This window comes from Micromonospora musae, from assembly GCF_003626635.1.
Lineage (GTDB): Bacteria > Actinomycetota > Actinomycetes > Mycobacteriales > Micromonosporaceae > Micromonospora > Micromonospora musae.
In genome coordinates this window covers 113,965-135,706 of sequence record NZ_RAZT01000006.1, presented here as the reverse complement: position 1 = coordinate 135,706, position 21,742 = coordinate 113,965, and the positions used below count along the sequence as shown (strand labels likewise).

Sequence of the window (21,742 nt, the reverse complement as noted above, 5' to 3'; positions counted from 1 at the left end):
CGGTCACACCCTGCGCACCACGACGCCGGCGGCGCTCAGCGCCTCGGTCTGGTCGTCGGGGGCGTCGCTCCCGGTCACGACGCTGTGCAGCGCGGACGCCGGCGCGACGAAGGCGAGCGCGGTACGGGAGAACTTGGCCGCGTCGGTGACCGCGATGACGCGGCGTGCCGAGGCCATCGCGGCACGCTTGATCGCCGCGTCGGCCAGGTCGTACGCGGTCAGGCCGTCGGCGGCGTTCAGGCCGCAGCAGCCGATGATCGCGGTGTCGAAGCGCAGCGCGGCCAGCGACGCCTCGGTGAGGGGACCGGTGAGCGCCAGCTCGCCGGGGCGGGGCTCGCCGCCGGGTAGCAGCAGCTTCAGCTGGGGTGCGCCGACCAGCGCGTTGGCCGCGTGCAGCGACAGCGGCATGACGGTCAGGCGGCGGTGGCTCAGGGCGCGGGCCACTTCGAGGCAGGTGGTGCCGCTGTCGACGACGACCGCCTCACCGTCGGCGATCAGGTCGGCCGTCGCCGCGGCGATACGCCGCTTGATCTCCAGCTCGTCGTGCTCGCGGAGCGCGAACGGGGGTTCCTCTCCGCGCAGCAGCAGGCTTCTCGCCCCGCCGCGGTAGCGCTCCAGGAGGCCCTGTTCGGCGAGGATCTCCAGGTCCCGGCGGATCGTCATCTCCGAGCTGCCGGTCAGCTCGGCCAGCTCCGAAACGCTGAGCTGACCGGTCTGCCGCACGGCGTCGGTGATCTGTCGGTGTCGGTCCGCGCTCGCCATACCCTTCATTGAACGCCAGAGCTGTTCGAAGTGCAAGTTATCGAACACGAAATCTGTTTGATATGTTCGGAGCCATGACGAAGCCCTTGCGGTCCGCGCGGCGGGCCACTTTCGCGTACTTCGCCCTCAACGGCTTCGTCCTGGGCCTCTGGGTGGTCCACATCCCCGCGATCGAGCACCAGGTCGGCATCAGCCACGCCACGCTCGGCTGGCTCCTGCTGCTCCTCGGCGCAGGCGCCTTCGTCGGGATGCAACTGGTCGGCCCGCTCACCGACCGGTTCGGCGCCCGCCGCGTCGTACCGCTGAGCGCGGCACTCTGCGGCGCGTCACTCGCCCTGCCCGGGCTCGCCGGGAACGCCTGGACATTGGGGGTGGCCCTGCTGGTCTTCGGTCTCGGCAACGGCAGCCTGGACGTGAGCATGAACGCCCACGCCGTTCAGGTCGAAGCCGGGTACCGGCGTCCGATCATGTCCGCGTTCCACGCCGTCTTCTCCGTCGGCGGGGTCCTAGCCGCGCTGGTCGGCGCCCAGGCCCTCGGCTGGGGCTGGAGTACCACGGCCACCCTGACCACCGTCGGCATCCTCGCCGTCGCCGTCGGCGCAGCCGCCGCGCCCGCGCTGCTGCCCAGGTCGGAGACCGCCGGCTCCGCGGAGCGCTCCGCCACCAAGGCCACCACCTGGCGGACCACGCCGCTGCGCATCTGGGCGCTCGCCGGACTCGCCCTGATGCTGATGCTCACCGAAGGCGTCGCCAACGACTGGAGCGCTCTCGCCCTGCGCGACGTGCTCGACGCGCCCGCCGCCACCGCCGCCCTCGCCTACGGCGCCTTCGCCACCGCCATGACGGTCGGGCGCCTCCTCGCCGACCGGGTCGCCGCACGCTTCGGTCCGGTCGCCATCGTCCGCCACGGATCGGCCCTCGCCGCGATCGCGCTCACGCTGGTCGCGCTCGCACCGTCGATCCCGCTCGCCATCACCGGATGGGCGCTGTTCGGCGTCGGGCTGTCCGGCACCGTCCCGCAGCTCTTCAGCGCGGCCGGCCACGCCGATCCCGCCGCCGCCGGGGCCAACGTCTCCCGCGTCGCCGGCCTCGGCTACCTCGGTGTGCTCGCCGGGCCCGCCATCATCGGGCCCCTCACCCATCTCATGCCGCTGAACCACACGTTCTTCCTGCCCGTGGCCTTCTGCGTGGCCGCCGCGCTCAGCGCCCGCATCCTGCGCCCCGGGGCGGCTCAGCCGCGGCCGCAGGGCGACCGGCCGGCAGCGGTCGACGTCCACGCCTGAGCCCCGCCAGCCGATCCCTCCCGTACTGCCGGGCGATCCTGCTGCCGGGAGCGCCGCCGACGAGCTGGGGGAGTGCGCCGCGCCCGCCCGGCGCGGGCCGTCGCAGTGACTCGGACGCTCCCGGTCCGCGCCGTCGAGGTCGGCGACGCGAACCGCGCCTCGTCGCGCTGCGGGACGCCGAGGACGTCAGCGCGCCGCCGCGTCCCGGACGCGAGCGGCGAGGGCCTGGGCCTGCCCGTGGTGCAGATCGCTCACCCACTCCCAGCCGGGCCTGGCCGAGGGGCCGATCCGGGGGTCGACGGGCTCGCGGCCCTCACGCAGAGCGAGCACGTATGCCCGGTCCCGCTCGATCCGCTCCCGCACCTGACCGGCCCCGCCGACCGAACCGTGGCCCGGGACGACGACGTCGACGTCGGCGGCCACGCCCTCCAGCAACCGCAACGCCGCGAGGTACTCCTCGACCGGGTCGGTGGCGGCGTCCAGGTCGAGCATCGGAACCAGGACGTCGGAGAGCATGTCGCCGGCGACGAGAACCCGGCGCTCCTCGACGACGAGCGCCGCGTGGCCCGGCGCATGCGCCTGATGCTCGATGATCCGGACCTCGGGGCCGTCCCAGGGGATCCGCGTCGTCCCGGCGGGCAGGGCGGTGACGCAGCCGTACAGGTCCAGCGAGACCTGCCCGGCGATCTCCGTCTCGGCCAGGTGCTCGGTGATCTGGGTCTTGGTGTCCGGGTCGGACAGCTGTTCCCGGGCGGCGGCCGCGCAGCCGGCCGTGCCGTAGCGGGGCGCTTCACCGAGCTGTGCGTGCCAGAGCAGATGATCCCAATCCGGATGCGTCGAGAAGCCCACCAGGACGGTCCGGCCCGACCCGGACAGGTCGTTAGCGAGGCAGGCCAGTTCGTGGTCCTGCAAGCCGGGATCGATGAGCAACACCCCGGCGTGGCCTTGCACGACTGTGGTGTTGCTCCGGAGGAACTCGCTCTCGTGAACCAGCACGCCGTCAGCTATCTGCCTCAGCACGGGTTCGTCTCCCGGATGGCGTAGTGGTGCATCGCGACACCCTGCTTGAACGAGCGCTGCTCGATCAGGTCGAGCTCGATCGGCAGGTCCCAGTCGTCGAAGAGCGGCCTGCCGAAGCCGAGGATCGCCGGGTGGGTGAAGAGCAGCAGTTCATCGAGGAGCCCCGCCCGGAGCAGCTGCGTGGCGAGCGTCGCGCCGCCGACGCCGAGGGTGCCGGCGGTCTCGGCCCGGAGGGCGGCCAGTTGCTCGATCGCGTCGTCCCCGCCGATGATCCGGGTGCCGTGATCGGCGGTGTGTCGGGTGCGGGAGACGAGCACCTTGGGCGCGGAGGTCCAGATCTCGCCGTACTCACGCATGAAGTCCGGCAGCGACGCGTCCTCGCGCGCCGACGGCCAGTACTCCTCCATCGTCTCGTAGATGACCCGGCCCTGGACCATGCCGGCGAGCGCCCGCGCTCGCGCGTTGAACTCCCGGTGCAGCTCCTCGTCGATGCGCAGCCACTCGCCGGCGCCGTCGTCACCGGGAACCTGCTCGATCCGCAGGTCGAGGGAGACGTTCATCCAGTACAGGAAACGGCCCATCATCCCCACCTCTCAAGTGGTTGCAATCTGCAACCACTATATTGGGGGCCACGTGCCTGTCAAGGAGGAGTCGTGGAACCACGGTCCGGGTGTCCGATCAACGCGGCCATCGAGGTGCTCGGAGACCGATGGGCGCTGCTCGTGCTCCGCGACGTCATCTTCGGCGACCGCCGCCACTTCCGGGCGCTGCTCACCGGGTCGATCGAGGGCATCGCCTCGAACATCCTCGCCGACCGCCTCGTGCGACTCGTCGAGGCAGGAATCCTCACCCGCGGTACCGCGGCACGTGGGCAGCGGGCCCGCTACAGCCTCACCGAAGCCGGCATTCGGACCCTGCCGGTCCTCTACGCGCTCGGCAACTGGGGCCTCGACTGGCGCCCCGGCACCGAGGAGCTCCAGATCCGGCAGCGAATCATGCGCGACGCGGGCCCGGCGTTCGTCGAGGAGCTCATGGACGAGCTGCGGGTGCGCCACCTCGACGCCCCGCCGAAGCCCCACGACGGCCCGAGCCCCCTCGAACGCCTGAACGCCGCCTACGCCGCCGAGCGGGAACGCCGCGACTAAGGCCCCTTTCAGAAGGAGATCCGGGCTGCGGCGTGGTCCAGACGAGAGCTGGACCTCGCCTCGCTCGGGCCCCTTCGAAACAGCCTCTCGAGGCACGGGCGAGGAGCGTCTCGTCGCGGCCAACGTCCCACGGCCTGCCAGGCGCCTGCGGATGGGTCAGCCATTTCGCGGAGCCGACGGCGCGGTGTGCGGAATTCACTGCCGACGACACTGCCAGGTGATCACACGAACGACCCACCCTCGCCCACCCGGGTCGTGGCCATGCCTACCGCCATACGCTGGACGAATCGGGTCGGCGCGGTGCCGGCCCCGCACAGAGGGACCGCGATGACCGAGAGCGTCCGTAGAGCGGCTCCCGACGCGGCAGGCTCCGACGACGGATGGCTGACCCTCGTCGCGCGCGAGGCCAGCGCCGACGCCGGCGGGGTGCCGGTGGAGTTGCTCGGCGACTATCTGCGGCTGCTGACGGACGCGGCGGTGACCGGCCGTCGGCCGCGCCGCGGCGAACTCGACGCGGTGGGCGCACTCGGGCGGCGCGCCGCCGAGCAGGGCGTCTCAGCGGGGAGGGTCGTCCGCCTCTACCTCTCCGCTGCGCGGCGACTCTGGCGGCAGCTGCCGCACCTCGCCCGCTCCGCCGACAGCGAGACGGTACGCGCGGCGGCGGACGCCGTGCTCCACGTCGTCGACACCGCCGTCGCCACGCTCGCCGAGGGGTACGCGGCGGCCCGTCGGGACCTGGTCCGCAGGGAAGAGACGCTGCGCCGGGAACTCATCGACGACCTGCTGCGCGGCGACTCGGACCTCGGCGGGCTGGTCGAGCGGGCCGAGCCGTTCGGGCTGGACCTGGCGCGGGTGCACCAGGTGGTGCTCGCCTCGCCGAGCCGGCGGCTGCCTGACACCGACACGGCGATCAGCGCCCTGGAGCGGGTCATCTTCGACCGGTTGGGTGACCGGGACGTACTGGTGGCCACGAAGGAGGGCCTGCTCGTGGTGATCGCGCCGGCGGATACGGTGACGGCCGATCGAGGCGCGGGCGACGGCGGATCGGCGGGGGACCTGGGCCGGATGATGCATGCCGAGCTGGACCGCCTGGCGCGGGGCCGGCCGTGGCAGGTGGCGGTCGGCCGCCCGCACCCCGGCCTGTACGGGATCGCTCGCTCCTACGAGGAGGCCCGTGAGGCGCTGACCACGGCGCGGCGGCTGCGCACCGACACCGCCGTGATCGACGCCCACGAGCTGCTCATCTACCGCGTCCTGCTGCGGGACCAGCCTGCCATGGTGGACCTGGTGCAGGCGGTGTTGACGCCGCTGACCCGGGCCAGGGGTGGTGCCGAATCGCTGCTGGACACCCTGAACGAGTACTTCGCGTGCGGCGAGGTCGCCACGGAGGCGGCCCGCCGCCTGCACGTGTCGGTCCGCACCGTCACCTACCGACTGGACCGGATCCGGACGCTGAGCGGCTACGACCCCGCCGATCCGCGGGACCGGTTCACGCTGCACGCCGCAGTGCTCGGCGCCCGGGCGCTGGACTGGCCGCGCCGGCCGCTGCCGACGTGACAGGTCAGCCGTTGAAGGTGACCAGTTCCGGGAAGCCGAGCAGGGTGGCCAACGCCGTCGCCTCGGTCCGGGTGAGAGAAAGGGTGATCATCCGGTCGGGGTCGTCCGGGTCGTCGTGAACGACATCCCGGTGGCCGCCCACCTGGTACTCGACGATGCCGATCCGTCGACCCTGATCCGTGGTGAAGGTCTGCCGCACTCCGATACCGGGCAGTGTGGTGCGTTCGATGTCCATGGGGAAAGCTCCGTTAGGGATGGCTGCCCATGGCCGGCCGGGAGCGGGTCGACGTCAGGGCAGCGCAGTGGACGGGCGGGCGAGAACCGCGACGTCCGGCGGAGCTCGGTCGGCCGACCAGGCGGGAACGCAAGCCGCCACGGCGCGATTGAGCCGGAACACGATGCACATGCCCAGCCCGCGACCCGTACGAACGGCGGTGACGACAACCGCAAGCACGGCCAGCATCGACAGCACGAGCGGCCGCTCGACGCCGATGGAGTGCTGCTGGTTGCGCATGCGGGACACCATAGCCGCCCGTCGGAGATCGTCCGGGCCCCGGTTGCAGGAACTTCCGTAAGCGGCCGTCGCCGCAGTTCGGGCCGCCGCCCCCGGGGATCACAGCCACGCGGTCAAGACCATGTTCTTCCGGCGATCGGCAATCGAGCCTGCCGATATTGGCCGGTGCCGGGCAATGTCAGCCCTTGCTTTTCGGGCGACGCTGGAGGTCCGACGCGATACCCGAGTAGCGAGGAGGCGGTGATGATGATCCGCATGCTGGTGGCGTACCCACCCGTACCGGCCGGTCGTCCACTGCCGTCCCGCCCCGGGTCGGCCCGGCGTCCAGGGCCGGTCTTCGTCGGCCCAACTGCCCGGATCGGCCGCGTCCGTCCCACCGCGAGCAGCGGCTGACGCTCCCGGACCCGGCGACGCCGCTGAGCGCCGCGACCTGAGGCCCACCCGCACCCGGGCCATCCGAGCATCGTTTCCACGCCGTGCCGTCCCGTCGGACGGCTGCGAAGCCGTACCCCACCGTCAGAGAGGCCGGTATGTCCGACAACATCACCTCCACCCGCTCCGGGCAGCGCAGCGGCTTGATGGTCGGCCGCTCCCATACTTCCCGCCCCGCGGCGACCGTCGACCCGGAGCCGATCGCCGTGGACCTCGGCAGCGCCCACCTGCGCATCTGGCTGGGGCCCGGCGGGGTGCTGAGCGTCCCGGCCGGCCAGGGCCTTCGGACACCTGTCGTGCGGCGAGGACGGATCGTCGACGGCCCCGCCTGCGCCGCCGAGCTACGGCGCCTGCTGCGCGACCACCGCACCCCGGTGCCGGTGGGAGCGCTCATCGTGGCCTGCCGTCCTGTCCTCGCCACCACGGCCGACCAGGAAGCCACCCGTCGAGTGCTCACTGCCGTCTTCGCGCCCTCCCGGCTGCTCTTCGTCGACAGCGTTCGCGCGGGAGCCATCGGGGCCGGTGCCGTCGCCGGCACCCTGCTGCTTGTCGACATCGGCGCCCAACTCACCGAGGTGGCCGTGCTGGATGAGGGGCGGGTGGTGGCAGCCCGGCGCGCCGACATCGGTACCCGCGACCTGAACCATGCGGCGACCGTCGCCATGCTCGCCGACACCACTGCCGGGCTGATACGTGAGCTGAGGCAGGCACCAGCAGTGCGCCCGCTGATCTCCGCGTCCCTGGCCCGTGGCGTGATCGTCGTCGGGGACGGAGCCACCCGACCCGACCTGACCGCCCGGCTGGTCGCCACCCTGGGCACAGCGGTGCACCGTGCCGCGTCACCGCGCACCGCCGCACTGACGGGCGCCAGCCTCGCCGCCGCCGCGGCGACCCGCCACCCCGTCGGCAACTGAACCCGACATGTTCCCGGAAAGGAGCTACCGACAATGACGCAGACCCTGAACGACCGTCCCGATCTCCTGCGTGAGCTGCTGGCACGCCAGCTCGATGAGCACACCGACCAGCTCGCAGAGCTGACGGTCTACTCACGGCAGCGCGATCACGGTGGCCACGACCCGGACACCCTGCGCCGGTTGGTCGAGGTCGCGCAGCAAGGCATAGCCGACATCAGCGAGGCGCTGAAGCGAATGTCCGAGGGCAGTTACGGCCTCTGTGAGGGCTGCGGCGGCGCCATCCCGACGGCCCGCCTGGAGATCCTGCCCTCCGCCCGACACTGCGTACCGTGTCAGCAACGTCGCTGACTGGCGGGCGCTCGCGGACCGTGCAGCGGGAGGCCGATGAGCGGCGTACGGTCGCGGCCCTGATGCCTTCGGTCGTCAGAGAGTGCGGGGCGGCAGGTGCTCACCTGCCGCCCCGCGTGCCGTCAACGGCTCAGTGGTTCGGGCTCAACGGACGTCCTTGCGGTGGAAGTCGCGCTTGCACTGCTTCAGATCGACCTCGACACGCTTGCCCAGGTCCACGTTGACCCGGGTGGTCTGCAGCACCGTGCCGTCCGGGCGCTCGCAGGTGAGGATCCACGGCTCGGTGTAGAAGCCGGTCTGGTTTCCGCGTACGCCGTCGGCCTGGTAGGCGGGAATGGGCCGGTACGACGGGTTGACCGCCCACTCGAACTTGCCGTTCGACCGCTCGATGTCCAGGTCCGAACTGAGTGTCGTGGTGAACGACGTCGGCCGGACGCTCCCGTCGGGCTGCGCGTACGGGCTGGTGTACATGTCGAAGGACTTGGTGAGCCGCAGCACCGCGTCCTTCGGCGCCTTACCCTCGATGACCGCGTGCTCCCGGGGGTCGGCGGCGGTTTCCAGCGCTTCGAACATCGCCGAGCGGTGCGCGGCGTACGTGTCGAGGACCTGCGTCTGGAAGGTCCGGGCCACGCCCGGGTCCGGGCAGGTCTCGCTGGTGATGGAGAGGCCGCGGGTCGCGTAGTACGCCCAGTCGATGGCCTCGCCGGTCGTCTCGTAGTCCTCGGCGGAGGGCAGCGCCCGGTACGTGGGGCCGTACTCCGCGGCGACCGCGGAGGCCAGCCGGTGCAGACGCTTGACGTCCTGCGCCGGACCGGCGGCGAGCTGCAGCGGCGGGTAGAGCACCACCTGGATGCAGGTGTGCTGGGTGTTGAAGACCGTCGCCTGGCGGGTGGAGAGCAGCCACGCGATGTTCCGGCTCTCCGGCTCCGACCACGGGGCGGCCCCGGCCGACGACAGCGGGGACCAGCCCAGGCCGTAGTTGCGGTTCATGTCCGTGTTGGTGTCGGTCTGCCGGCGGTTGCGGGCGAACCCGTCCACGTTCACCACCGGCACGATGACGACGCGGGCCCGGTCGAGCAGCTTCGAGACGTACGGGTTGCGCGAGTTCTTCACCAGGTCGATGGCGAACTCCATGGTCATTTCCCCGCTCGGCCACTCGTTGCCGTGGTGCATGCCCACGTCGACGAAGACCGGCTTGCCGTCGTTCGCCTGAACGTTCCTGCTGATCTCGATGCCGCGTACGGTGCGACCGGACGTCGTCTTGTAGGGCAGCGTGATCGGCTTGACCAGCGTCGGGTGCTGGGCCGCCAATTCGGCCATGTCGTTCTCGTAGTCAGCGAGCGTCCGATAGTCGGTGTTGCCGCTGGGCAGTGTGGACTTCGGGTTCGCCACTGCGCCGGTCGCGGGTGCGACGGCGGCGCCGAGGCTGAGCGTGAGCGCTGCGCCGGCGGCGAGCAGCCGGTGCCTCCATCGGGACGGATGGGCTTCGATCACGAGTGATTCCCTTCTGCGCGGGGATCCGAGTCTGCGAGTTCATCAACTCGATCGATGGACTTGATTTCCCCATCCAAGAACGCCACCAGGGCACGGGCCACCCGACTTCGATCTCCCTTTGGTAACTACGGCGGTTTCCTCGTGCACCCGCGGTTACGGCGCGACCCTCGTCGGTTCGGCGGCGCCGTCACGGACCGGGCACGGCGTCTCAGCGGCCGCCCGGTCGGGGCGGTCGGAGACCGGACGCGTCGGGTGCTGCGTTCGGGTCGGTCGGATCTGCAGTACGACGACGGAGGAGAGCACCAGGACACCGCCGACGAGCTGCATCAGGGTCAGCGATTCGCCGAGGGTCAGCGCGGCCAGCGCGGTAGTGACCACCGGCTCGAAGGTGGAGAGGATGGCGGCGTTCGACGGGCCGATCCGCTGTAGACCGGCGAAGAAGGTCAGCATCGCCACGACTGTGGAGACCACGGCGATGCAGGCCAGCCAGAACCATCCCGACATCCCGAAGTCGAGGTCGACGCCGCCCGTGAGCAAGGCACGCACGCCGAGGGTGCCGGCGGCCCCGGTCATCACCAGCGTGGAGAGCACCACCGGCGGCAGCCGGTGCACGACGGTGTCCGCCACCAGGATGTAGACCGTGTAGGTGATCGCGGTCCCGAACGCCATCAGCGCCCCGAGCAGGTGGAAGCTCACGTCGCCGGCGCCGAGCAGGACCAGCAGCATCCCGCCCGACGCGGCCACCAGCGCGGCGGAGCGCCCGTGGGTGAGCTGGTCCCGGCCGAGCAGCACCGCCACCACGGTCACCAGGACCGGGTAGCTGTAGAAGATCAGGGAGAGCAGCGATGCGTCCATAACCTGCAGGGCCGAGAAGAACAGGCTCGCCTGCGCCGCGTACCCGACCGCGCCCAGCGCGATGGCGGTCGCCAGCACCCGGCCGCGCCCGGCCTTCACCCGGCCCGCCGGGGCCGCTCGGTGCGGCTCCGGCGCCATCCGGCGCAGGCCCGGCCGCAGGACCAGAACCAGCCCCAGCAGTACGGCCGCCAGGGTGAAGCGCACCAGCAGCAGCGCCTGCGGTGTGACCCCGGCGTCGTAGGCGAGCTTGCCGAAGATCGCCATGGCGCCGAAGCACGCCGCGGAGACGAGACACCACACCGCACCCATGCGTCGATCATCGAGCACCCCGATCCGTCAGGTCCAGCGACGATTACCGAAGGAGACTCATTAGGATTTCCGCATGGTCGCGTGGGATCTTCGGCGGTTGCGCTTCCTCCGTGAGTTCGAGGAGCGAGGCACCCTCGGCGCCGTCGCCGCAGCCCTCGGCTACAGCCCGTCGACGGTCTCCCAGCAGATGGCCCTGCTGGAACGGGACGCCGGCACCCGGCTCTTCGAGAAGGCCGGCCGAGGCGTACGGCTCAACGACGCCGGACACCTGCTGGCCCACCACGCGCGCGTCCTGCTGTCAGCCGCCGAGGCGGCCGAAGCGGACCTCGCCGCGCTCGGCGGAGACGTCCGCGGCACCGTCCGCGCCGGCGGCCTGCAGTCGGCGGCGCGACGCCTGCTCGTACCGGCCGTGGCCCACCTGATGGTCGACCATCCAGCGGTCCGGCTGGAGGTCTTCGAACTCGAACTCGAACAGGCGCTGCCCGGATTACGGCTGGGCGCGGTCGACCTGGTGATCGGCGACGAGTACGACGGCCACCCGCGTCCTCGCCCGGCCGGGCTCCGCTTCACCCTCCTGCTCGAAGAACCGCTCAAGGTCGTCCTACCCGCCGGGCATCCACTCGCCGCGCCGGGCGGACCCGTCGCGCTCACGCAGCTGCGCTCCGACATCTGGACCGCCTCCGCCGAGGGCACCGGCCACCACGCCATGGTCATCGGCACCTGCCGCGCCCTCGGCGGCTACGAACCCGACCTGCGACACCGCTCCAGCGACGCCGACGTCCAGCTCGAACTCGTCCGCGCCGCCGCAGCCGTCGCCCTGCTGCCGGCGCTGACCCTGCCGAGGGAAGACCCCGCGCTCGCCATCCGTGACGTCGCCGAGACCACGCTCAAACGCCGCCTGGTCGCCGTCACCCGAGACGCCCCGCCCGCTCCCGCGCTGACCGCCTTCCTGATCGCGATAACCCAGCAGGCGCACCAGTTCGACCACATCGAACCAGGCTCCGATGCCTAGCTTCTTCTGGCCCGAGCACTGCTGGCGGCTGTAGATCGGGTCGCAAGCCGTCTGACAACAGCCTCACCCGCGGCGGCTGGTCATTCCTGCACCCCGAAGTTGTCTGAATTCGCTGGGCCGCGAACCGCTGACCGACTGCGGCCCCGCACGCCCCCGGGCAGGCAGCGCTGCTACCGTCCACTGCGCCCTGCCCTCTCCCGCCGGGCAGGACGGAGCCCTCTCATGCGAAGAGCCCGACGAGTTGCCGCCGCCCTGGCGTTCAGCTTGCTCGTGCCGACGACCGTCGCAGGATGTTCTCGGCTCTTGGGGTGTGTACCTGAACCTCCCGACGACATCACCGTGTCAGACCTGGCCGGCGTTTACAGCGGCTCCGAAGGTGGACGAATCGAGCTAGGAGAGGACGGGTACCGCGCTGACAATCTGCTGGGGGATAGGGGCCGTACGGCAGAGGGCACGTGGACTCTCGATCTCGAATCGGAGGGCAGCGAGGACATGATGCTTGACGACCTCCAAGTGTGGATCTCCGGCGACCGAGAGGAGCCCTGGCTGTACCGATTCGAAGGCGACCCGGACAACTGCCACCTGATCGAGTTTCACAGGACTCACTGATCGGACGATCGCTCTCCGAGGCTGGCCGACTCCTTCAGCGCGGGGAGCGCGACGAGTCAGACGAGCCGGGTGAGCAGGATTCGGCCGCCCTCGTACACCCCGCCGTCGATTGCGACGACCCGGCGGTCGGCGTACCTCAGCGCCGCCCGGACGTCCTGCGGCGCTACACCGAAGTACTTGGTGAGCGTGCTGTGCCCGTGCACGAGCACCTCGCCACCGAGCACGCGCAGCATCGTCGACACCGCATCGTCCGGCCGCGCCGACTCGGCCTCACGAAACGCGCCCCGGTCGCTCATCCGGCCGCAGAACTCCAGCCACTTCGCGCTCTCCAAAGAGGCCAGGGCCGCGGCCACGGCCGCGTTGACGGCTTCGACGCTCGATCCGAACTCCAGATACCGTGCGGTGTCGGAGTGGACGAGCAGGTGCCCGTCGACGACCGCGACCGCGGGCAAGCTCATGATCCAGGCGACGTGCTGCGGAGCCAGTCGGCGCAAGTCGTCCTCGCGCCCGCCGAACCGCGCCCAACCGCCTCGGAAGCCGCCGGGCTCGTCCCACCCGGCGATGGGCGTGGTGCCGAACCGGTGCGCGGCGAGCAGTTGCACTTCGTGGTTGCCGAGCAGCGCGTGCACCTCGCCGCCGGCGGCTGCGGCGGAGACGGCAAGTTGTCGAATGTCGTCGATGACGCCGATGCCGTCCGGGCCACGATCGACGTAGTCGCCCAGTAGCCACAGCCGGGCGTTTTCCCCGGACCACTGCCCCGACCGGTCGACGAGTCCCTCGTCGTGAAGCGCGGTCCGCAACTCGGACCGGTGACCATGAACATCCGCGACCACGTACAGCGGAGGCTTCGATCTTGGCATCGGCCCACCCTACCCACGAGCGCGCTGGGAAGCACAGACAGCGCTGAGGGATCGTCGCCCTGCCGTACCGGGGATAAGCAGGACGCCGATGGCGGCCGCGATCAGGCGCAGGCTGGTCCGCAGCGATCGGACCTTCTCCGGTTCGCGAGACAGGAAGAGAGACGACAGTGACGCTGCGAAAGCACGCGATTGGTGGCCACGGCCTTGTGGCGTCCGTCGAGGGGCTCGGCACCATGGGCATGACCGCGATGTACGGCACGCGGGACGACGCGGAGTCGGTCGCCACGGTGCACCGTGCCCTCGAACTCGGCGTGACCCTGTTCGACACGTCCGACTTCTACGGCCCGTACACCGGCGAGGAACTGCTCGGCCGGGCCCTGCGAGGCCGCCGCGACCAGGCGATCATCTCGACGAAGTTCGGCGGGGTGACGCTCGACGGCACCGGGAAGATCATCGGGGGTCCGAACGGGCGGCCCGACCACGTGCGCAAGTCACTCGACGGTTCGCTGCGACGGCTCGGTACCGACTACATCGACCTGTACCTCCAGCACCGGGTCGACCCGAACGTGCCGGCCGAGGAGACCTTCGGTGCGCTCGGTGAGCTCGTCGCCGCCGGCAAGATCCGCTATCTCGGGATCAGTGAGGCGTCGCCGGCCAGTATCCGGGCCGCGCATGCCGTGGCCCCGCTGTCGGCGGTGCAGACCGAGTACTCGCTGTTCACCCGTAACGTCGAAACCAACGGTGTTCTCGACACCGTGCGCGAGCTGGGCATCGGGTTCATGGCGTACGCGCCGCTGGGCCGTGGTTTCCTCACCGGCGCCGTACGCACCGTCGACGACCTGCCGGAGGACGACTTCCGCCGCACCTGGCCCCGGCTCGCCGAGGAGAACCTGCGGCAGAACCTGCTCCTGGTGGACCGCATCACGGCGATCGCGGCAGAGACCGGCGTGACCCCCGGCCAACTCGCGCTGGCCTGGGTGCTGGCGCAGGGTGATGACATCACCGCCATCCCCGGCACCAAGCGGCGCGGCTACCTGGAGCAGAACGTGGCCGCGGCGCAGCTCAGCCTGGATGCCGGTGTGTTGGCCGCCCTCGACGCTGCCGCGCCGGTCGGCGCCGCGGTCGGCGCGCGGTACACCGCGGCGGCGATGGCCGCGATTCAGGAATAACATCCCGATTGACGGAAGCGTCATCCAACGTCACCCGGTGTCATCGACGAACACCGGGTGACGTCGGTGACGTCGCGAGCGGAGAGGCAGTACGTGGCACCTACCGAACTCGGAGACTTCCTGCGGGCGCGCCGGGAGGCGCTACGCCCCGCCGACGTCGGGCTTCCGGCAGGCGGGCGGCGCCGCACCCCCGGCCTGCGCCGCGAGGAGGTCGCGCTGCTGGCCAACCTGTCCGTCGACTACTACGAGCGGCTGGAGCAGTCCCGCAGCGCCAACCCGTCGGAGGCGCTGCTCGGCAGCCTGGCCCGGGCGCTGCGGCTCTCCGTGGACGAGCGCGACTACCTCTACCGCCTCGCCGGGCACCCGCCGCCGACGACCGACATCGTCAGTGGCTACGTGGATCCCGCGATGATGTTCCTGCTCGACGCACTCACCACCGTGCCTGCGCACATCATGGACGACCGCACCACCATCCTCGCCCAGAACACCCTGAGCCGTGCGCTTCTCGGCTCCTGGGCCGAGGGTGACGCCCGCTCCGCGAACGTGACCTGGCGCTGGTTCACCACCCCGCAGTCACGGGCACTCAACGCGCCGGAGGAGCACGAGGTGATCGGCCGGGGATACGTCGCCGACCTGCGGGCCGCCGCGGTCCGCCCCGGAAACGACCCGGCCGCCGAGCAGCTGATCGCCGATCTCACCAGCGCCAGCGACGAGTTCGCGCGGTACTGGTCCGAGATGCGGGTCGCCGAGCTCCGGACGACCCGCAAGATCCTCATTCACCCACGAGCCGGACGCCTCGACGTGCAGTGCGACGTCGTCCTGAGCACCACCGTGGGCCAGCGGCTGGTCATCTTCCGCCCGCAACCCGGCACGGCCACTGCCGACCGCTTCGACTTCCTTCGCGTCCTCGGCGAACAGTCCTTCGCTCCGCCCGACGTGGGGCCGGTCTGAGAACTCCTGGCCGCGGGCGGGTGGGGGCCGGCGCCAGCAGATGCTGACGCCGGCGACGGTGTGGAACGCTTCGCGACCGCTGCGTACGTCAGCTTCCGCTGGCCCGATCATCGTGCTCGTCGGCCTGGAGGTCACCGAGTCGCTCCCGGACCTCGGGCGCTCCGGGATGTTCGAGCTCCTCCATGATCGACAGCGCCTCTCGGAGCGCCTTCTGGGTGTCGTGCGGCTGGTGAACGGCGCTGTAGGTCTCGGCCAGGTGAGTGAGCACGACGGCGTAGAAGTAGCGGTCGCCGAACTCGCGGTAGAGGTCCAGCGCGTGCTGGTACGCCTCGACCGCCTGCCGGTACTCGCCGAGGTGGTGGTGGGCGTAGCCGACGCTGTCCCAGGTCGCCGCCTGTTTGATCCGGTCACCGATGGCGTCGAGGATGCCGAGCGCCTCCGTGCAGTAGGTCAGGGCGGCCTGGTGGTCGCCGAGCAGCGAGTGCTCCCACCCCATCGCGTTGAGAGCCTCCGCCTCGCCCGCGTGAGGGGTGGCGGAGGCCCCGGCACGGAACAGCGCGAGCGCGGCGGTGGAGTGCTCGAGCGCCTCGCTCACCCGGTCCTGCTGCTCGAGCACCGCCGTCATGTTGATGTGGGTGGTCGCCAGCCGAGGCTTGTCGCCGAGGGTTTCGTAGAGGCGCAGGGCGGTGCCGAGGTGTTCGAGCGCCTCCTGCAGGTCTCCGCTGCGGCAGAGCGCCGCACCGAGCAGGCGCTCACAGAGGGCCTGCGCGGCCGTGTCGTCGGCGGCGACGGCCGCGTCGAGGCCCGCGCGCTGGGTCGAGACCCACGCCTGCCGGCGGCCGCGCCGGTCGAGGTACGGGGCCAGCGTCCAGGCCAGCTGCCAGACGTAGCTGTGCAGACCGGCCGTGGCCGCGATCTCCATCGCCGCGATGAGCGCCGGCAACTCCCGGTCCAGCCACGCCATCGCCGCGGCCGGATCGCCGGGATCCGCGACGGTCACCTCCGGAAGCTGCGGCAGCAGGTCGACCTGGTCCCGGTTGGGGTCGATCCAACGATCGGCGAGGTGCGCGGCGCGCAGGTAGTGGTTGAGCAGCCGGACCACCGCCGACTCCCGGACGCTCTCCTCCTCGCCGGCGAGGAGACGTTCGCGGGCGAACCGTCGTAACAGGTCGTGCATCCCGTACAGGCCGGGGCGGTGTTCGACGACCAGGTGAGCGTCGGTCAGTTCGGTGAGCGCCGATCGGGTCGCGGCGGGCTGCCGTCCCGCCAGGCTGGCCACCGCGCGAGTCGACAGCAGGCCTTCGGGGGCCAGGCTGAGCAGCCGGAACAGACGTGCGGCGTCGGCGCTGAGGCGCTGGTACGACCAGGAGAAGACGGCCCGGACGTCGGTGCGGTCGTCGTCCGTGGCGAGCGCGTCGAGGACATGCTCGTCGCGAAGTTCGCGGACGACGGCGGAGAGCGGGTGTCGGCGGCCACCGGCAGCCGCCCGCGCCGCCAGCACGGCCAAGGCGAGCGGCAGACCCGCGGACATGGCGACGAGGTCGTCGACGGCCTCCGGTTCGGTGGCCACCCGGTCGTCACCGAGCCGGCCGGCCAGCAGGTGCCGTGCCTCGAACGGGTCGAGCACGTCGAGCGCGACATGTTCGGCCCCCGACGACGCCACCAGCCCGGTGAGGTTGTTCCGGCTGGTCACCAGGACGACGCAGCCGGGCGCGCCGGGCAGGAGCGGGCGTACGTGGGCGCTGTTCCGGGCGTTGTCGAGGATGATCACGACTCTGCGACCGGCGAGCACGGCGCGGAAGAGGGCCGCCTGCGCGTCGAGGTCGGTGGGCCGTCGGCGCGGCTGCACTCCGAAGGCGCCGAGCATCCGACCGAGCGCGTCCTCGGGGGAGACCTCGGCCCTGGTCGAGCCCGAGCCGTGCAGGTCGACGTAGACCTGCCCGTCGGGAAACGCGCCCACCATCGTGTGCGCGAGGTGCACCGCCAACGTGGTCTTGCCGATGCCCGGCGCGCCCGTGATCACGTAGACGCCGGCTCGGTCGGGTGCCGCCCCGATCGCGTCGGTCAGCTGCGCCAGCTCCGCGGCCCGCCCGGCGAAGCCGCGTACGTCGAGGGGGAGTTGGGACACGCCGGTGACGCCCGCTCGTGCGGCGACGGGCCGTGCCGCGGCCGGCGTCGAGTCCGCCGGAGCGTCGCGGCCGGTGGTGTCGCCGGCCAGGATGCTCTTGAAGAGTTGCTGCAGCGCGGGGGAGGGTTCGATACCGAGGTCCTCGACGAGCTGCCGACGCGCGTCCCGGTAGGACTGCAACGCCTCCGCCTGCCGACCCGACCGGAACAGCGCCCACATGTGGGCGCTGCGCAGCCGCTCGCGCAGCGGGTTCTCTCGGATGTACGGCGCGACCTCGGCGGCCACGTGGGAGTAGCGGCCGAGCGTCAGGCCGGCATCGAACCGGTCCTCGATCGCCAGCCAGCGGCGTTCGACGAGGCGGGCGGAGAGTTCGCGCCCCAGGTCGAAGTCGGGGATGTCGGCGAACGGATTCCCCCGCCACAGGTCGAGGGCGCGGGTGAGCAGCTCCTGGGCCAGCTCGGCGTCGCCGGCCGCGATCGCCTGGTGGCCCTGCTCGGCCAGGGCGCCGAAGACGTCCGCGTCGACCTCGCCGGTCTCGGCGATCAGCTGGTAGCCGTGCGGGCGGCGCACGATCCGCTCATGGCCCAACCGCCGGCGCAGCTGGTGGATGTTGACCTGCAGGTTCTTCGCCGCCGTCCGCGGCGGGTCGGATCCCCAGACGGCGTCGATCAGCGCGTCGCTGGTCACGGCGTGGTCGGCCCAGCACAGCAACGCCGCCAGCAGCGTACGAATCCGCAGGGCCGGCAGCGGAATCACCTCGCCGACCTTATCGACGACGGTCAGCGGACCCAAGATCCGAAACTTCACGCAGCTCCTCCTGGGCCTTGCAAAAGTGACCCCGTACAGCAGATCGGGGATCACCATACTGCCGACATACCGGCGGACAACCACAGACGTCTTTGATTCTCGAAGTCTTCTCGCTCGCCCAACCGCCGGCGAGACAAGCAAGAGGGAGAGCATCAATGTCCTGGGGGCTTCCACAACGCCGACCTGCCGGCCCCGCGGCGGCCGAGAGCGCACCTCAACGGGGGTCTGTGCCACCCCACGCCGTCCGGCCCGCGGACCGATCGGCGGTACGCGGATGAGATATCAGCTCCTCGGCCCGGTGCGCGTGCGGGCAGCAGACGGCTACCGCACCATCAGCGGAGCCCGGCAACGGCGGATCCTGGCGGCGCTGCTCGTCGACGCCAATCGCGTCGTCTCCGTCGACCGACTCGTCGACGTCGTCTGGGGCGAGCAACCGCCCGCGACCTCCGTCCAGCAGGTCCAGAACTGTGTGAGCTCGCTGCGGCGGATGCTGGTGGACGTCGGCCACGAGCCGTCGATCAACCGGATGCCGACGGGATACTCGCTCTCGGTCCGGGACGACGCCGTGGACACCCGGATCTTCACCGACCTGGTTCTGCTCGCCGAGCGGTCGGCCGCGAACGGCGACACCGACGACGCCTGCACCACGCTGCGACGTGCCCTCGGGCTGTGGCACGGTCGCGCGATGGAGGACGTCTCCTCCGACGCGCTCACCCCGGCGGCGGTGCAGCTCGACGAGGCCCGGGTGCGGACGATGGAGCGCCTGGTCGCCATCGAGATGACCCGCGGGCGCGCCGATGCCGTGCTGGGTGACCTGTCGGCCTGGGCGCGGGAGCAGCCCTACCACGAGGGGCTGCACGGCCAGTTGGCGCTCGGCTACCACACGGTGGGGCGTACCGGGGACGCGCTGACCCTCATCGACGGCGTGCGGCGACGGCTGCGAACGGATCTGGGCATCGACCTCGGGGCCGAGCTGTCGCGGGTCGAGGCGCAGCTACGCGCACCGCGACCGGACGCCGTCGAGCCCGAACGCGTCGCCGGGTCCAGCCTGGAGATGCTCCACGCCGCTCTCGTCCGACTCACCGCCGCCGTCAATCTGCTGACCAGGGCGATCGAGGGCGGCCGGCTCGGGCAGGGCGCGAGCCCGTCGAGCCTGTAGAGCCTGTAGACCACAGGTCCGGCCGGAGCAGCGTCGCGCGGGGGCTCGTCGTCAGCCGACCGCGGGCTCATCGCCCGGCGTGCCGGCGCGGCGGCGCAGAAGTCCGCGGCGCGCGGCCGGGCCGCCACACGAGAAGGCGCCCCACCGGTCGGTGGGGCGCCTCCTCGATCCGGGGGTTGCCGTCAGCCCCGATACTTCGCCGTCGTGCAGTACACGATCGAACCACTGCCGGCGCAGCCCTGAGCCAGGAGGTCCTTGTTGTTCAACATCCTGGTCCACAAGCCCTGAATGAAGCCGGACTCCGACGTCCGCAGCGCGCCGGAGAGGTTGAAGCTCTTGATCGTCGGGTTGAAGTTCCCGTTGTCGAGCTTCGTCCACGCGGTGCGGCAGCGCGCACTCACCCGAATCTCCACCACCGGTCCGCCGTAACTCCGGAAATCCTGCTTGACCGGCGACGTGGCGTCTTCGGCGCAGGTGTAGTAGCTGCTGCCGTTGTAGTAGATCTTGAACGTCTGTGGGTCGCGTCCGTCGCAGGAGACACCGCACCCCGAGGTCGCGAGCTGCGCCTCGCTGATGTAGGCCGCGTTCCCCACGGCGATCTCCGCCCGCGCGACGCTCGAGAGCCCGGCCAGGCCGGGGCCGGCTTGCGCGGGCCCCGTGGCCCCGAGCACGCCGGCCCCCAGCATCGAGATGATCGCCATCACCTGCAGCGACATCCGTCGCGCGCCGGTAAGCCTCACCCGCATGTACCTCTCCTCGCAAAGTCGTGTGCGGGGGAGAGGGTCGCCCCGGCCCTCATCGATCCGCTAACCCGTGGGCACCCGGCCGGCCGGCGGAGATGACCGTGCGATGGCGGCACCTCCGGCGCCGCGCAGGCGCCGGGTGCTTGAGATCGGCGATCCGGGGTACCGGAAGCTCATGCCGAATGTGGGGCAACTCGTCGGAGAGCGCTACCGCCTGGTCGAGACAATCGCCAGCGGCGGCCAGGGCGACGTGTGGTGGGCCGTCGACGAGACCCTGGACCGCTGCGTGGCCGTCAAGATGCTGCACCCGCGCCTGCTCACCGCCGCCGGCTTCGGTGAACGGTTCCGGCGCGAGGCGCGTGCGATGGCGGCGCTGCGCCATCCGGGGGTCGCCCAGGTCTACGACTACGGCGAGCTGGAACGACCTGGTGGGACGGTCCTCGCCTACATCGTGATGGAGTGCGTGCAGGGACAGCCCCTGTCGGAGCGCATCGCCGACGTCGGCCGACTGGACCCGGCCGAGGCGATGTCGATTGCGGCGCAGACGGCCCGCGCTCTGCAGGCCGCACACGATGCCGGGGTCGTGCATCGTGACGTCAAGCCCCACAACCTGATCATCGAGCCCGACGGGCACGTCGTACTCGTCGACTTCGGCGTTGCCGTCACGCAGGACGCGGCGAGCCTGACCGCGGCGAACGAGGTCGTCGGCACCGCCCTGTACATGGCGCCCGAGCAGGTGTCCAAGAACGAGACCACGCCGGCGATCGACATCTACGCGCTCGGTGCCGTCGTCTACCACTGCCTCGCCGGTCGACCTCCGTACCAGGGGGAGAACGCCCTCGCGGTGGCGCTCCGGCACCTCGAAGACGAACCATCGCCGCTACCCGCGGACGTGCCGGCGCAGGTTCGGCAGCTGGTGGCCACCGCGATGGCGAAGGAGCCCGAGCAGCGGTACCCGACGGCGGCGGCGATGGCCGCCGTGGCGCAGGACCTCGCCGACTCGCCCGCGCAGCGGGTGACGGCCGTTACCGAGTCGCCGACCGTGCGCCTGGCCGCCCGGCAGCCGGGGTCCGCCGAGGTGTCCCGCAGGGCTGCCAGTCGCGGAAACACGAACCTGGCGGTGCTGCTCGGATTGTTGGCAGCCGTGGCCGCCGTCCTGGTGCTCGCCGATCCCACCGGGCTGAGGTCGGGGCCGACCGGGCGACCGTCGGCGCCGCCCGCGGTTCCGCCCGGCGCGCCGTCCGAGCCGGACGAGCCGGGACCCGGCGCGGGTGGCGGCGAACCGGAGACGCGCGATTCTGCCGGTATCCCGGTTCGCGCGACCGGGTCCGCCGCCCCGGTGGCCACCCGTCCGGCCGTAGAGAGGACGGCGGGCCGGCCGACGCCTTCGGGTGGGAGCAGTTCGGGTGCGCCAGACCCGACCATGTCCTGGAGCGCCTCCCCGGAACCGACGGTGGAGCCGACGGGTGGCACGTCGGCGACCCCCACCGGGCAGCCGACGGAGGATCCGTCTTCGGACCCGACGCCGGAGCCATCGGTGGACCCGACCGCGGAACCGTCGGTGGACGACTCGGCAGCCGCAGGGACCGCAGCGCCGCAGGCCTGACCGACGCGGGGGAGCCCCTGCGGGGCTGCGCCGGCACCGTCGGCTCCCGGGTGGTCGGCAGGCGC

The 21,742-nt window shown here is 71.5% G+C and carries 21 protein-coding genes; 11 read left to right on the top strand and 10 right to left on the bottom strand.

The genetic code is table 11. The features are described from left to right. Positions 1–3 precede the first annotated feature (3 nt). Positions 4–762: a DeoR/GlpR family DNA-binding transcription regulator gene (locus tag D7044_RS13290; protein ID WP_120689013.1), complete on the bottom strand. Its 759-nt coding sequence runs from the start codon at positions 760–762 to the stop codon at positions 4–6. 62 nt (positions 763–824) lie between these two features. Here D7044_RS13290 and D7044_RS13285 point away from each other — a divergent pair, with 62 nt between their 5' ends. Then, positions 825–2,045: an MFS transporter gene (locus D7044_RS13285; RefSeq protein WP_120675660.1), complete on the top strand. Its 1,221-nt coding sequence runs from the start codon at positions 825–827 to the stop codon at positions 2,043–2,045. Positions 2,046–2,231: 186 nt separating this feature from the next. Here D7044_RS13285 and D7044_RS13280 read toward each other — a convergent pair whose 3' ends face one another. Together D7044_RS13280 and D7044_RS13275 are read right to left on the bottom strand one after the other, a co-directional pair. Next, positions 2,232–3,041: an MBL fold metallo-hydrolase gene (locus D7044_RS13280; protein ID WP_233563044.1), complete on the bottom strand. Its 810-nt coding sequence runs from the start codon at positions 3,039–3,041 to the stop codon at positions 2,232–2,234. Between the two features lie 17 nt (positions 3,042–3,058). Continuing rightward, positions 3,059–3,646 (bottom strand): dihydrofolate reductase family protein, encoded by a 588-nt coding sequence (locus D7044_RS13275; RefSeq protein WP_120675664.1) that lies wholly within the window; start codon positions 3,644–3,646, stop codon positions 3,059–3,061. A 72-nt stretch (positions 3,647–3,718) separates the two neighbouring features. Here D7044_RS13275 and D7044_RS13270 point away from each other — a divergent pair, with 72 nt between their 5' ends. Further along, entirely contained in the window at positions 3,719–4,210 is a 492-nt protein-coding gene (locus tag D7044_RS13270) for a winged helix-turn-helix transcriptional regulator (RefSeq protein ID WP_120675666.1), read from the top strand. Between the two features lie 327 nt (positions 4,211–4,537). Further along, positions 4,538–5,767, top strand: coding sequence for a PucR family transcriptional regulator (locus D7044_RS13265; RefSeq protein ID WP_120675668.1), 1,230 nt, complete (start codon positions 4,538–4,540; stop codon positions 5,765–5,767). A gap of 4 nt (positions 5,768–5,771) precedes the next feature. On the opposite strand, the gene D7044_RS13260 is transcribed toward D7044_RS13265, so the two are convergent. Then, the gene (locus D7044_RS13260; protein ID WP_120675670.1) at positions 5,772–6,002 is read right to left on the bottom strand and encodes a potassium transporter TrkA; all 231 of its coding nucleotides are present in this window, start codon (positions 6,000–6,002) and stop codon (positions 5,772–5,774) included. Positions 6,003–6,056: 54 nt separating this feature from the next. Then, complete coding sequence (locus D7044_RS13255) at positions 6,057–6,281, bottom strand: hypothetical protein (RefSeq protein WP_233563045.1); 225 nt, start codon at positions 6,279–6,281, stop codon at positions 6,057–6,059. 530 nt (positions 6,282–6,811) lie between these two features. Between D7044_RS13255 and D7044_RS13250 the strand changes: the two genes are divergently transcribed. Both D7044_RS13250 and D7044_RS13245 read left to right on the top strand, forming a co-directional pair. Beyond that, complete coding sequence (locus D7044_RS13250) at positions 6,812–7,627, top strand: rod shape-determining protein (RefSeq protein ID WP_120675674.1); 816 nt, start codon at positions 6,812–6,814, stop codon at positions 7,625–7,627. A 33-nt stretch (positions 7,628–7,660) separates the two neighbouring features. Next, positions 7,661–7,975, top strand: coding sequence for a TraR/DksA family transcriptional regulator (locus D7044_RS13245; protein ID WP_120675676.1), 315 nt, complete (start codon positions 7,661–7,663; stop codon positions 7,973–7,975). 144 nt (positions 7,976–8,119) lie between these two features. Here the strand turns inward: D7044_RS13245 and D7044_RS13240 are convergent, their stop codons facing one another. Both D7044_RS13240 and D7044_RS13235 read right to left on the bottom strand, forming a co-directional pair. Further along, positions 8,120–9,469 carry a M14 family zinc carboxypeptidase gene (locus D7044_RS13240; RefSeq protein ID WP_120675678.1) on the bottom strand — a complete coding sequence of 450 codons (1,350 nt, stop codon included), beginning with the start codon at positions 9,467–9,469 and terminating at the stop codon, positions 8,120–8,122. A gap of 153 nt (positions 9,470–9,622) precedes the next feature. Next, positions 9,623–10,633: a DMT family transporter gene (locus tag D7044_RS13235; protein WP_120675680.1), complete on the bottom strand. Its 1,011-nt coding sequence runs from the start codon at positions 10,631–10,633 to the stop codon at positions 9,623–9,625. Between the two features lie 73 nt (positions 10,634–10,706). Here D7044_RS13235 and D7044_RS13230 point away from each other — a divergent pair, with 73 nt between their 5' ends. Both D7044_RS13230 and D7044_RS13225 read left to right on the top strand, forming a co-directional pair. After that, positions 10,707–11,645 carry a LysR family transcriptional regulator gene (locus tag D7044_RS13230; protein WP_120675682.1) on the top strand — a complete coding sequence of 313 codons (939 nt, stop codon included), beginning with the start codon at positions 10,707–10,709 and terminating at the stop codon, positions 11,643–11,645. 222 nt (positions 11,646–11,867) lie between these two features. Continuing rightward, positions 11,868–12,254 (top strand): hypothetical protein, encoded by a 387-nt coding sequence (locus D7044_RS13225; protein ID WP_147434648.1) that lies wholly within the window; start codon positions 11,868–11,870, stop codon positions 12,252–12,254. Between the two features lie 56 nt (positions 12,255–12,310). Here the strand turns inward: D7044_RS13225 and D7044_RS13220 are convergent, their stop codons facing one another. Beyond that, a complete protein-coding gene (locus D7044_RS13220) occupies positions 12,311–13,114 on the bottom strand; it encodes a metallophosphoesterase (RefSeq protein WP_120675686.1) in 804 nt (267 codons plus the stop codon). A gap of 167 nt (positions 13,115–13,281) precedes the next feature. On the opposite strand from D7044_RS13220, the gene D7044_RS13215 reads away from it, so the two are divergent. Together D7044_RS13215 and D7044_RS13210 are read left to right on the top strand one after the other, a co-directional pair. Further along, positions 13,282–14,283: an aldo/keto reductase gene (locus D7044_RS13215; RefSeq protein WP_233563046.1), complete on the top strand. Its 1,002-nt coding sequence runs from the start codon at positions 13,282–13,284 to the stop codon at positions 14,281–14,283. Positions 14,284–14,376: 93 nt separating this feature from the next. After that, positions 14,377–15,234: a helix-turn-helix transcriptional regulator gene (locus D7044_RS13210; protein WP_120676691.1), complete on the top strand. Its 858-nt coding sequence runs from the start codon at positions 14,377–14,379 to the stop codon at positions 15,232–15,234. 88 nt (positions 15,235–15,322) lie between these two features. On the opposite strand, the gene D7044_RS13205 is transcribed toward D7044_RS13210, so the two are convergent. Beyond that, positions 15,323–18,169, bottom strand: coding sequence for an AfsR/SARP family transcriptional regulator (locus D7044_RS13205; RefSeq protein WP_158609321.1), 2,847 nt, complete (start codon positions 18,167–18,169; stop codon positions 15,323–15,325). Between the two features lie 274 nt (positions 18,170–18,443). On the opposite strand from D7044_RS13205, the gene D7044_RS32125 reads away from it, so the two are divergent. Further along, entirely contained in the window at positions 18,444–19,328 is an 885-nt protein-coding gene (locus D7044_RS32125; protein WP_158609322.1) for an AfsR/SARP family transcriptional regulator, read from the top strand. A 182-nt stretch (positions 19,329–19,510) separates the two neighbouring features. On the opposite strand, the gene D7044_RS13195 is transcribed toward D7044_RS32125, so the two are convergent. After that, complete coding sequence (locus tag D7044_RS13195; protein WP_158609323.1) at positions 19,511–20,044, bottom strand: DUF2690 domain-containing protein; 534 nt, start codon at positions 20,042–20,044, stop codon at positions 19,511–19,513. A gap of 202 nt (positions 20,045–20,246) precedes the next feature. On the opposite strand from D7044_RS13195, the gene D7044_RS13190 reads away from it, so the two are divergent. Further along, positions 20,247–21,677 (top strand): serine/threonine-protein kinase, encoded by a 1,431-nt coding sequence (locus D7044_RS13190; RefSeq protein WP_120689250.1) that lies wholly within the window; start codon positions 20,247–20,249, stop codon positions 21,675–21,677. Positions 21,678–21,742: the final 65 nt, after the last annotated feature.